Source organism: Methanomicrobium antiquum, from assembly GCF_029633915.1.
GTDB lineage: Archaea > Halobacteriota > Methanomicrobia > Methanomicrobiales > Methanomicrobiaceae > Methanomicrobium > Methanomicrobium antiquum.
Genome location: NZ_CP091092.1, coordinates 2,053,705 through 2,065,981 on the forward strand (window position 1 = coordinate 2,053,705; position 12,277 = coordinate 2,065,981).

A 12,277-nucleotide genomic window follows, 5' to 3' on the forward strand; every position below is an offset into this window, starting at 1 on the left:
AGATGTGACGAAATCTCTCACAGAAATCACTTACATAAAGATGACAACCTTTATTCAAACGAGGTATGTTATGAAAAAAAACAGAATTCAAAAAAAATTCTTTGCATTAGCTTTGCTATTGTTTTGTATATGTATTTCAACCGCATCTGCAGTATCAGAAAAAGAAGATATAATTACAATCGATTATGTCTCTGACGAACTTGTTTTGACTGACAAACTGGTTATTTCCGGAAACGCATGGCTAAATGAAGAAAACTTTGTTGAGTACGATTTCAATCAGAAAGAAAGTTTTGATGAAAAAGGAGAACTGATTACCGAAAAATTATCCCAATCTTCAGGAGGCATGACTCTTGTCAGGGCAAAAACCGATACAAAATGGTACTTTAGCACTTATTTAAAAGACACACCTCCCGGAGACTACATCTTCAGGATATGGAAAAACGGCGATAATGAAAACAAAATCACAAAGGAGATATACATATCACCCGCCTTAACAGAGCTTGCGAAATCCTATCAGCCGGAAAAAACACCAATGCCACAAACAAATTCAGATGATAACTACTTCCTGAGCAATTCCTATAAAACAAAAAATTCAGAGATTAACCTCATTTTAGAACCTGATCTCTCATCAACCAAAGGGACATTTGCAAAAGGCCAAAAACTCCTTCTTTCAGGAGAAAGCATTCCTGAGAAAAATATTCTTGTATGGATTGAAAAAAAGCTGTATACTCAAAAACCTCCCTTTAAAAAGAGCATAATGTTTGAGACTGACAAAAACAAAAAGATTACAGGCGAAGGTCTTTTATTATCCTCATATGAGACAAAAGAGATGAGTTCAGGGCAGTATTTCATCTATGCCATAACAGGTGATGAAAAAAACCTCAACATTATTAAAAATCTTCTTGAATCAGGAAAACAGCCCGATGAAATACTCACTGATTATGAAAACAATAATCCATATCAGAAATTTGTAATGCTTCTCGAAGAGCCCTGGATAAGGTTTGACTTTTCTGAATATGGAGAACTACCACAGGCAGTACTTGATGATTACTCTTACAAAGCGCTTTTGGGAACAACTAACCTAAATCCGGGCACACCTCTCTCTCTTACAATAGAGCCTTTAGACACAGAAAGCCACTTTGAAAAAAAGACAATTAACGACATTGAAATAAAAAGGCAGGATACAGGACGTGAGAATGTCTGGACTGCAAAAGTAAAGATAAATGAATACTTCCCAAATCCTGGTGAGTATATAGTTGAAATAAACGACAAAACAGGACTTTGCAGTGCTACAAGTGTAATCGAAATCCTCGATGAAGATGAACTAAAAACCCCGGCAGACGAAAATTCTCTTGTTGTTGAATCATACAAAGTAGATCAATATACAAAGGATATTCAAAATTCCGATACGCCAAAACAGAAAAGCGCAATTCCAACAGCGGTTTTATTATTCGAAGGATTACTAATCATTTGTATAATAGGACTTGCATTTAGAAAGGAATGAATCTATGAAAATTAAGGCAGTGGTAATAATAATAACAATTATTTTTTTTCTGCCTGTATCCCCTTCTACAGCTGTTGATATAACAGAACCTGTAATCATTGCAAAAAGCGATTCAGCAAGATACAATTCTATTTCATTTGACAATGACAAAGTTGCATGGATTGAATACGGATTTAATGAAGATGATTCTCTTGCAAGCTCGGTTCATTCATTTGACATAAAAACCGGAAGGCAGGAGACTGTTATAGTAGATCCTTCTGGAAAGTTTTCCCTTGATTTATCAGGTAACCGTTATGTATGGTCAGACAACCGCGGCATTTTCTTATATGACGATGATGAAAAAATTCTCACATTTCTCTATTCTGCAAATGCACAGTATAATCCGGTTATAGACGGCGACATCATCGTATGGGAGGAAAGAGATAAAAACAGATCTTTTCTTAGAATGTATGACATCAAATCAAAAAATTACAGTGATGAAATTTTAAATCAGAAAGATTACTGTGACTATTATTATCCGGCAATTTCTAAAAACAACCTTGCATTCATTGAAAAGAACAAAAAGACTCTGGAAATAAACCTGATTTTTTGCAATCTTACATCAGGTGTTTCAACTTATGTTTCAGACCTGCCATATATCTATCAGCCTCCATCAATAGATGCCGATAAGATAGTATGGACAGGAAAAAACAAAGATGATTATTCGGTTTTTATCTATGACACAAATACAGGGGCTAAAAAAATTCTATCTGCAAAGCCCGGATATCAGATGTATCCTGATGTATCCAACGGAAATGTAGTCTGGGTATATTACAAAGATTCAGGCAGGAATTTTAGTAACGGCGGAGATATTTTTCTTTTCGATATAAATACAAATAACTGTTCAATGATTTCTCCGCCGGAGGAGAAACAGGATTTTCCAAAGGTATCTAAAGATTTCGTTGTGTGGACAGACAGAAGGGGCAGTGCACATGACATCTATCTGTATGCAATTCCGCAAAAAACAGGAGAAATTACAGAATACACAAATTTTAATTCAGAAAATGCTTTTGTAACTCCTAATCCAACGCCTGACACAAAGGTAAGATACTACAGCAGTCTTTGCAAAGGCGATACGCAGTGGTACTCAATTGAACCATCAGAGGATGATAAAGCGATATCCTTTGAGTTAAGGTGGAAGGATGCTGATACAAACCTTTTTTTATCGGTTGCAAGTCCTGATAATTCAATGTGGCGTTTTTCAGATGAGGATGACAATTCAAAGGATTGTTCTGTCAGGATGACAATTTCCGATATAAAAAACAGATATTATCCAAAAAAAGCATGGACAATCGCAGTCTCCGGGGAATTTAACAACGATAACAAAACAGAAACTTTCTACGATATCTGCTGGTATTAAGAAGATTTTGAAACGGTCTGTTTTGCCAAAATTTAGTTTTAGTCTGCCGGTATCAGGTATATTTTGATAAGGTCTGTTTTGCCCAAGTTTAGTTTTAGTCTGCCGGTATCAGGTATATTTTGATAAGGTCTGTTTTGCCCAAATTTAGTTTTAGTCTGCTGGTATCAGGTATATTTTGATCAGGTCTGTTTTGCCAAAATTTAGTTTTAGTCTGCGGGTATCAGTGTTATTTTTACAGCCTCCCGGCAACCGCTAAAAGGTGCTTTTTAAGTTTAAGCCTGAACTCTTCTCTGTTAATTCCGGATGGCTGATGATTTTTAAATTCCATTATCCTGTCGGCTTCTGCAACTAAAATATCCATTGTTGCCGCCGCAAAAAGAACTGATGAGTCACCAAGCTTTTGACGGTTATCCTTACAGATAACAGATAAAGGAACAACATCTTCTGACTGCATACAGTTTGGAATTAATAGATTTGTTGCAGATTTGTCTTCGTCAATAATAATAATTGATGATTTTTTTAAGAGAGCCTTTGAAAACATAGCCGCCATCCCCATCGAGCCTGAACCACGGCCTGTTACGCATTTTGGCGTTCCTGATATTCCGGGAGGAAGACTTTTGAAAAAGAGGCTGATATCTGATCCTGAAATGTCCTCTTCTGCAGATTCAGCACTCATCAAATTCGTTTTTGTAACAACAAAACAGCGGCCGTCTCCTCTCAGGTGATCGTCAAATCCTGAACGGACTGTCTGCAGAAATGTTGATTTCCCCTCGGCATTAGATCCTGTAACTGCAAAAATCTCTTTTTTTCGGATTCCAAGTCCGCTAACAACACCTCCGGATGCCATCAGCTCCATCTCAACCGGCATAAGCTCTTTTGGAAAGAAATATGGAATATTGCAGTTTGGATTCGGACCTGCAATCCGAAATGTTCCCCTGTATTTTGTGTAGGACCGAACCGGCCTTGTTCCGTCCGCGATGAAGGATACAAGGCCATATCTGGAAAGATTCTCTCTCATAATCTTTTGATCAAGAGATAAAAGAGCACTTCTCAAAGCCTCTTTTTTGTCAAATTGAGACACAATATCTGCAACTGATTCAAGAAGAGCAAAAAAAATCTCTTTTGTTTCTTTTACATCTCTGACAGTCTGCCTTTCCGGATATGAAATTGCGCCTGAAAGATTCAGGCAGACCTCGTCATTGTTGCAGTAATTATTGCAGTCTGCCTTCCAAAGCCTCTGTCCTGCACCGGGCGATGTTTTGCAAAAGGTTACAGGTTCAAGATTTGAGGCATAATCGGATGGATTTTTTGTAGCCAGTCCTGCAAGCGGGTATAATTCAGGTGTTGTTCTTATACTTTTTTTTATTTTTTCAATAAGTTCAGCAGTAAAGCCGTCCTCTCCGCCTCTTCCTTCTGAAAAATCATCTAAAATACTGCACTTTATCTTGACAGGAAAGGAAAAGATAAGCGAATTATTATTATGTGATCTTAAAAAGTAGAAATTCGAGCAATAGTTTATCTTTTCTTCGTGAAGTTTTGCATCAGGGCATTCGGCGCATTTTAGTTCAGATAACAGAGCTGACGACCAAAAATCCAATTTTTCACCTGTTATATTCTTTATTGTTTTTCTAAAACAATAATTTAATTCCAGTCACCTAAAGCTAAAAAAAGAATAAAATTAAGTCAGCCTTTAAAATTTCAGGTTATAAAAAGGTATAAAAAATTTGTTGATTTGCTATCAATGTTAACTCGTAACTTATATGAAACTGTTTTTTTCATAAAATATATTTTTTAATGGATGTTTTCAGCTAAAAATCATATCTTTTATATTCATTGTCTTCATTGAATCATCAGTCATTATAAAAGCAACTCCCCACCTGTCTGTTGCAAGGACAGACTGTTCTTCAAGCTCCTTGGTCAAAGGATGATATGAACTGATATTTTTTAAATCCACAATTTCTTCCAGATTTCTCTCCTCCTCAAATTCATCTTTTAACATTGAAAGAACTTTTTGCATCTCCTCAAAATATGACATCAGCTTAAATGATGTTCCGTCAAATTTTACAGGATCCCATTTTTTAATTAAATCAGCAAGGATAATTATATACTCATCAAGCTTCTCCTTTGAAAAAAGAGTTCTGTCATCCCAATAAATCGCTTTTAATTTCGCCATTTTCCCAAAAATCTCCTTTAATTAAATTCCCCAAATAATAAAAAGACCAAAAACCCTAAAAAGAGATTTAATTTTGGCCTTTCAATATGAATATATTTATTATTATTATGTTTTTTATAGTGTTTAATAATGTTGAAGAAACAACTAAAAAAAGACAATCATGTATAAAAAAATTCGTATATTACACAACGATTAATTTTATATCTCAACAATACAACTATGAGACTGTTGAATAAAAAAACGATAATGAAGATTTGAAAATTTTAATCTCAAAGACGGGGGGAGATTTTTTAAAATGCAGGATTTTGATGAGAAGAAAAAAGCTGAAATCAGGTGGAATATTGCGGCAGATTTTGCGAATTACATGCCTGTCGTATTTGATGAGGAGTTCAGAAAGATTTCAGCAGGAAGATGCGATGCAAAGATAAAAGAAGCAGAATCAAAAATTTTTTCAGAAGCGGCAAAAAGAGAAAAAAAGTATGCACTTTCGTTAAACATGCCGGTTGATACAGCATATGATGTCGCAAAAACACATGAATTTTTATCTTCCGCAATCTTTGGAAGCGAAATGAAGCTTGAAATTACCAAAGAGAGGAATGACTCGGCAAGAATTACTGTCAAATCATGCCCTCTTCTAAAGACATCGCTTGAGAGAGGAACAGATATCAGGATTACAGCAGAATCATGCAGTGTCTATTCCAAAACGGCAGTTAAGAGTTTAAATCCCAAATATGTACTGGTTCAGCAGAAAAGCATGTGTAACATGGACGGGGAATGCGAACTCCTTGTGATTAAAAAATAATAAAAAGACACACTAAATTTTTAAAAAAACGTTCATGAAACTAATTTTTCATGCAATGTTTCATGAAAATCAGATTTGGTTTTCATGGTAAAATGTAAAACCCAATTTTTTTTCATGCATGATTATATGTAAATCACAAAGTGATTTTCATAATAAACGCACATGATGAGCTTTTTTCATCACACAAAAAGTCTGATAAGTTTATCCGGAATTTTGACTTTCATAGCAACGTTTGTGATACTATTTTTATTTTTTATTTTATTTTTAAGAGGGCCGGTTATATCCGTGGCAGTTCTATTATCCATTTAGTTCCGGCGTTCCTCGAAAGCCTTACACTTCCCTCAAGCTGAAGAGTGATTATATTTCTGATAAGAGTCATGCCAAGAGATTCAGTCTTTAGGGGATCAAAATCTTTCGGAATGCCTACACCGTCATCACCAACCACAAGAGTTGTCTTATCAGACCCGCAGTTCATTCTTATGTAGACTCTTCCTTTTTCCCTGCCTTTAAAAGCATATTTTATGGAGTTTGTAATAAGTTCGTTTACAACAAGGCTTATTGGAATTGCGACGTTGAGTCCAAGTTCACAGTTTTTGGCGCATACATCAAGGTTAATTCTGAAATCAGGCGAATAATTACCTATAATCTGTTCTGCAAGTGAAATAAAATGGGCTTCTGCAGGAATAGAAGAGATTGACACTGACTTGTAGAGGCCTTCGTGGACAGCGGCGATAGAATAGATTCTTGTTTCAGCATCACGCAGGGATTCTGCAACCTCTTCTGAGGATGATGTCCGAACCTGCATTGAAAGAAGTGAATTGATAAGGGCAAGATTGTTTTTAACACGGTGATGCACCTCCTGAAGAAGAATAGTTTTTTCATCAAGTGCTTTTTCGATGAGCTTTGTTGATTCAATCTTATCAGTGATGTCTATTAAGAAGTTTAATGTCGCAGGTCTTCTGTTCCATTTAATAACTGTCGTGTTGAAATCAAGAATCCTTAAATCACCGTTTGAATTATAGGCACGTATTGTATAGTTTTCAGGGGGAGGCTCATCAATTTTTTCAGAAAGCCTTAATCTGTGGTTCTCCAGAACTTTTTTTCGGTCATCTTCGAAGATAAAATCCAAAAAATTTCTTGAGGCAAGCTCTTCATTTGAAAGGCCCAAAAACCGTGCTGTTGAAGGATTTGCATAGCATATCTTTTCATCCTGGGCAATCAGGATATTTATCTTCGAATTTTCAACAACACTTCTGTAACGCTCCTCGCTCTCTCTTATAGCCTCATCAAACTTCTCCTTCTCGGTTATATCAGTGAGGAAGTTTAATGTTGCAGGCTTTTTATTCCATTCAATTAAGACAACATGAACATCAACAACCCGTATATTTTTATATTTGTCAATTACCCTGACCTTGTAGTTGTCTGCCGCTTTAAGGCCTGCACGGCGTCTTTTGTTTGACTCCAGAATAAATTCATAATCTTTTTTGCATACAAGCTCAGAGAAATCTTTCTGCATTAATTCTTCCCTGCTCATAGAGACAATTTTTTCAATTGAAGGATTTATGTAGACAAGCTGGCCGTCCTGAAAAATTTCAATTCCTATTGGGGAATTGTCAACAAGGCTTCTGTAACGCTCCTCGCTCTTTCTCAACTCCTGTTCTGTTTTTTTCTCCTCGGTTATATCACGGATAATTAAAAATGTATGAATATGTCCAGTCGTTACAACCGAACTCAGACTAATTCTGGTATCGATATATTCGTTTGTCTTTTTTACAAACTGCCAGTCAAAAGTACCTATATCCTCACCGGAAATTGACCTTTCAACGTAATCATTCAGCTTATCCTCAGAACGACTGCCGTCAGGCTGAAACTCAGGAGAAAAATCAGCAATACATGCCCCTGTTATCTCATCTTTGCTGTAGCCGAGAAGAGTGCTCATCTTCGTATTGCAGTCTGTACATATTTTTTCATCGCCGACATAAATTGCATCGCTGGCATTCTCGAATAAAATGCGATATTTTTGTTCAGATTCAAAAAGATTAAGTTCAGATTCCTTGGCTTTTGTTATATCAACTGCAATTGCACCTATAGCGTCATAAAATTCACACCCTGTAATAGGGAATAGAATAAACTGAAAAGTATGCGTTTTTTTGTCACCTAAAATAAAGGTGGATTCTGTTTCAAGAAAACCGTTCTCTGCAATTCTTCTGTTAATATCGTCAAGTACTCCGCTATCCCTCTCACCAAAAATTTCAGGAATTGAAAGGAGGTTATAATTGTCAAGGCCAAAGACATCTTTTGTATAGCGGTTTGCATACAAAATATCCCCATTTAAACCGCGTATATAAGCACATGCAGGAAGTTTATCCATAAAAGCTGTAAAACGAGCGGTAATTTTAAGAAGACTGTTTTCGTATACCTTCTCTTTTGTTATATTTCTCCCGCATCCAACCGTTCCAAGAATGGTTTTTTTATCATCGCAGTAGGGAGCCTCATAGAGATCATAATAAATGTCTGTATCATCTTTTTTTATTTCATATACATCCTGATGAGGACCTTCAAACAACCCGTCTTTTAGGGGATATTCCTTTTTTCTCTGCTCAAAAACATCGATCATTGGATTGTCCGGGTTTTTGTCCTTTAGAAATTCAATTAGATATTCAATGTCTTTTCCCAAAGGCAGATTTGTATCATTAATTTTTAGTGCATCGTTGCAGAAGGTGCGATTTACAAATGTGTACCTGCCTGATGTGTCTTTTGCCCATATCATGTCAGGCACATTGTCACACATAATCCTCAGGAGATTGTATAACGAATGATACTTCTCCTCTTTAAATCTTAAATCAATGTTGAGTTTTTCATTTAAAATTGCCGAGCTGATAATCTTTCCAGCGGTAAAAAGCCCTTCCTTTTCTCCCTGCGACCATTCATCGCTTTTTTTGGATGTCTCAAAACTTAAAAAACCAGGCCAGAAGTCACCTGAAAAAACAGGGACTATAAGGACTGATTCAATTAACCGGGAATTTATGAAATCATCCCTTTTAATAAAAACTGAGTCTTTGCCTTTAGAGATGAATTTGTTATTTTTTAAATCTTCTTCAAACCTGTAGGGAAGATCAGAATAATAGATCCTTTTTTTGTTTATTGATTCATTTATTCCTGATTCTGAATTCCATTCAATGAAGCATTCCATAACAGGTCTTTTTTCTTCATCATATCCTTTTTTAAAAAGAGAAAGCCTTTCAAAGCCGGGAATTTTGCCAAGCTCAATAAATGTTTCTTTTAGTCCCTCTTCAAAAGTATTTCCGGACAAAAAAGCTTCTGTGGCGAATGCAACCGCTTTTAGAATAGACTCCTTTTTTTTAATGCTTTCTTCGGCTTTTAATGCCCGGTGCCTGTTTACCGCTATTTCAATTGCGGCCTTTATCTCCTGTTGTCCCGCCGGTTTTGTTAAAAATCCATAGGGAGCTGTATTAATGCATCTTTCTATTGATTTATCATCGTCATAGGCGGTGAGATAAATTACCGGTATGCTCAAATTCTTATTTATTCTCTCAGATGCCTCAATCCCGTCCATATCGCCGATAATATGAATGTCCATTAAAATTATATCAGGCTTTTTTGTCAGGGCAAGATTTATTGCTTCTTCTCCGGTTACAGCAACACCTGCACAACAGTATCCAAGCTTTTTAAGCATATTTTCAAGGCTGAGACCTACAATTGCCTCATCCTCAACAATAAGTACTTTTATCTTTTTCTCCACCTGTCAAAACCCCGAATCTCCTGATTTAAAAAAGAGATATTATTTCTCTAACGTTTTTGAAATTAAATAATACTTTCCCTGATACTAACAGGAATGAGGATAAAAAACGTTCATGAAACAAATTTTTCATGCACAGTTTAATGAAAATCATGATTTGATTTGTTATGAAAGTCAAAATTCCGGATAAACTTATCAGGCTTTTTGTGTGATGAAAAAAGCTCATCATGTGCGTTTTACATGAAAGTTACTTCGGAAACTTACATGAAACCGGTGCATGAAAAAAATTATCATGGACGTTTTCATGGTAAATGATACCATGAAAAATATTATATATTTTTCAAAATACTCTACTATCAAATATGGAGTCTTTCTGATATGTGGGTTCTTATGAAAAGACCGGATGGCAGTGAGGAAGAAGTATATCTGTCTGACTATCCCTATCTGGAAGAAGGGGACATCTTAGATGACGGATCAGTTGTTATTGCAGTCAGATACAAAAACGAAGAAGAAACAGATGCAATATCAATGGGATTTTTTGCTGACGAAACCGATGACGATTCACTCTAAGCTAAAAACGTTCATGAAATTATCATTTCATGGACGTTTTATAGCAAATAAGTTTCATAGATACTATAAATCTCAAATATAAAATATAAATTAAATATACGGAGCAGTGATCATTCTGAATCCTGAAAATATAATAGAAGTCAAAAACCTAAGCCATTCATACGGGGATTTCAGGGCAGTTGACAATATCTCATTTAATGTTAAAAAAGGAGAATTCTTTTCATTTTTAGGTCCAAACGGGGCTGGAAAAAGCACTGCAATAAACATTTTAATAACTCTTCTAAACCTTCAACAGGGCAGTGTTTTTATTGCAGGCCACTCATTGAACGAAAATCCAAAAAAAGTTCGAAATTCAATTGGAATCGTTTTTCAGGAAATAACCCTTGACCGCGATATGACTGTATATGAAACACTTGAGTTTCATGCCCGTCTTTATTCAATGCCAAAAGAGGAAAGGGAGAAGAGAATAGAATATCTTTTAAATCTTGTTGAACTGTCTGAAAAAAGAGACGATCTTACAAAAAATCTCTCCGGCGGAATGAAAAGACGCCTTGAAATTGCAAGAGGGCTTATTACAAAACCAATGATTTTGTTTCTTGATGAACCTACAATCGGACTTGACCCGCAGACAAGAATGAAGACGTGGGATTACCTTCGTGAAGTAAACAAAAGCGGAACAACAATTTTTCTGACAACCCATTACATGGATGAGGCAGACAGCCTTTCAGACAGAATCTCAATAATTGACAACGGAAAGATAATTACGACTGGAACACCTGAAGAATTAAAAAACAGTCTTGGAAAAGACATAATTTATCTTGAAACTTCCGATGATAATAAAGCTTTGAAAATTCTCAGAGATAATCCTGAAATTCAGGATGCAGTCAAAAAAGACAGCCACATCCTTATTATAACAAAATCAGACGGAGCTAAAATACTACCACAAATAATGCACACTCTTGAGAAGAACAGCTTAAAGACAATATCAGTAAACTTAAAAAAGCCCTCGATGGATGATGTGTTTTTGCATTACACCGGAAGGGCACTAAGAGAGTGAAAATAAGAGATATTTAAGAATATCATATTAAAGAGACAGGAAAAAAAACAAAACAGGTTTTACATGAAAATTATTTCGGAAACTTACATGAAACAATTAGCATGAAATGATAATTTCATGAACGATTTCAGAAAAATTAAAAATTTTTAAGACAATTCAGGGACAAATATGGGAGAAAAAGGGTTTTTAAACATATACAAAAGGGATATGACACGATACCTGCGTTTTAAAACACAGTTTGTGTCATCCCTTCTTCAGCCGGCATTGTGGCTTTCTTTCTTTGGAATTTCAATGGCAGGAACTTTTGACAGGGTTTTGTCAGACACCAGTCCTGTCCTTGCTGTACAGTCTATAGGCTATCTGACTTTCATGTGCGCAGGAATAATTGCGGTTACAATTCTTTTTACAAACATTTTTGGAGGGTTTATCCTTCTCTTCGATAAAAACTGGGGTCTATTAAGAGAGATACTTGCAAGTCCGATGCCAAGAAAGGATTTGATTCTTGGAATTATAATGTCCGGAATTACAAAGTCGTGGATTCAGTCATCAATAATTATTGTATTTGGACTGTTGCTTGGAGTATCTTTTTTTGCCGGCTTTTCTTTTTTTCAGGTTATTGTATCAATTGCAGGCATATTCGCATTCATCTCACTTTTCGCGGCCTCATTTCTTTCAATCTCATCGGCAATAGCGCTTAAGATGGATTCTCCGGAGGGATTTCAGGGGATTACAACGCTTCTTACAATGCCTATATTTTTTGTTTCAAATGCATTGTACCCTGTTGACGGATTTCCCCCGATTCTTCAGGACATTGCATATTTTAATCCATTGACCCATCTTATTAACGGAATAAGGTATTTTGCAATAGGAGATGACTTTACAGCAATAGGTATTCACTTTACATACACTTCTGCAGATATTGCTTTTTCATTTGCATACCTCTGTGTTTTTTGTGCAATTACATTCATATTTGCGTGGAGAACAGTCGAAAAAGTAGTGGTTACATGAAACC

Annotated in this window: 9 protein-coding genes; 6 read left to right on the top strand and 3 right to left on the bottom strand. The window is 35.8% G+C overall.

The window, feature by feature from the left end:
- The first annotated feature begins 70 nt into the window (after nucleotides 1–70).
- Nucleotides 71–1,504, top strand: a complete 1,434-nt coding sequence (locus L1994_RS10095) for a hypothetical protein (RefSeq protein ID WP_278099316.1) — start codon at nucleotides 71–73, stop codon at nucleotides 1,502–1,504.
- Nucleotides 1,505–1,508: 4 nt separating this feature from the next.
- Nucleotides 1,509–2,903: a hypothetical protein gene (locus L1994_RS10100; protein ID WP_278099317.1), complete on the top strand. Its 1,395-nt coding sequence runs from the start codon at nucleotides 1,509–1,511 to the stop codon at nucleotides 2,901–2,903.
- Between the two features lie 232 nt (nucleotides 2,904–3,135).
- On the opposite strand, the gene L1994_RS10105 is transcribed toward L1994_RS10100, so the two are convergent.
- Both L1994_RS10105 and L1994_RS10110 read right to left on the bottom strand, forming a co-directional pair.
- Entirely contained in the window at nucleotides 3,136–4,500 is a 1,365-nt protein-coding gene (locus tag L1994_RS10105) for a P-loop domain-containing protein (RefSeq protein WP_278099318.1), read from the bottom strand.
- Nucleotides 4,501–4,707: 207 nt separating this feature from the next.
- Nucleotides 4,708–5,076 carry a hypothetical protein gene (locus L1994_RS10110; RefSeq protein WP_278099319.1) on the bottom strand — a complete coding sequence of 123 codons (369 nt, stop codon included), beginning with the start codon at nucleotides 5,074–5,076 and terminating at the stop codon, nucleotides 4,708–4,710.
- A 295-nt stretch (nucleotides 5,077–5,371) separates the two neighbouring features.
- On the opposite strand from L1994_RS10110, the gene L1994_RS10115 reads away from it, so the two are divergent.
- Complete coding sequence (locus L1994_RS10115) at nucleotides 5,372–5,878, top strand: hypothetical protein (protein WP_278099320.1); 507 nt, start codon at nucleotides 5,372–5,374, stop codon at nucleotides 5,876–5,878.
- A 277-nt stretch (nucleotides 5,879–6,155) separates the two neighbouring features.
- Here the strand turns inward: L1994_RS10115 and L1994_RS10120 are convergent, their stop codons facing one another.
- A complete protein-coding gene (locus tag L1994_RS10120; RefSeq protein WP_278099321.1) occupies nucleotides 6,156–9,641 on the bottom strand; it encodes a PAS domain S-box protein in 3,486 nt (1,161 codons plus the stop codon).
- A 375-nt stretch (nucleotides 9,642–10,016) separates the two neighbouring features.
- Here L1994_RS10120 and L1994_RS10125 point away from each other — a divergent pair, with 375 nt between their 5' ends.
- From L1994_RS10125 to L1994_RS10135, 3 genes are all read left to right on the top strand, one after another.
- Nucleotides 10,017–10,208, top strand: coding sequence for a hypothetical protein (locus L1994_RS10125; RefSeq protein ID WP_278099322.1), 192 nt, complete (start codon nucleotides 10,017–10,019; stop codon nucleotides 10,206–10,208).
- Nucleotides 10,209–10,323: 115 nt separating this feature from the next.
- On the top strand, nucleotides 10,324–11,265 hold the full coding sequence (locus L1994_RS10130) for an ATP-binding cassette domain-containing protein (RefSeq protein ID WP_278100842.1): 942 nt from the start codon (nucleotides 10,324–10,326) through the stop codon (nucleotides 11,263–11,265).
- A 168-nt stretch (nucleotides 11,266–11,433) separates the two neighbouring features.
- Nucleotides 11,434–12,273, top strand: coding sequence for an ABC transporter permease (locus tag L1994_RS10135; protein WP_278099323.1), 840 nt, complete (start codon nucleotides 11,434–11,436; stop codon nucleotides 12,271–12,273).
- The last annotated feature ends 4 nt before the right edge of the window (nucleotides 12,274–12,277 follow it).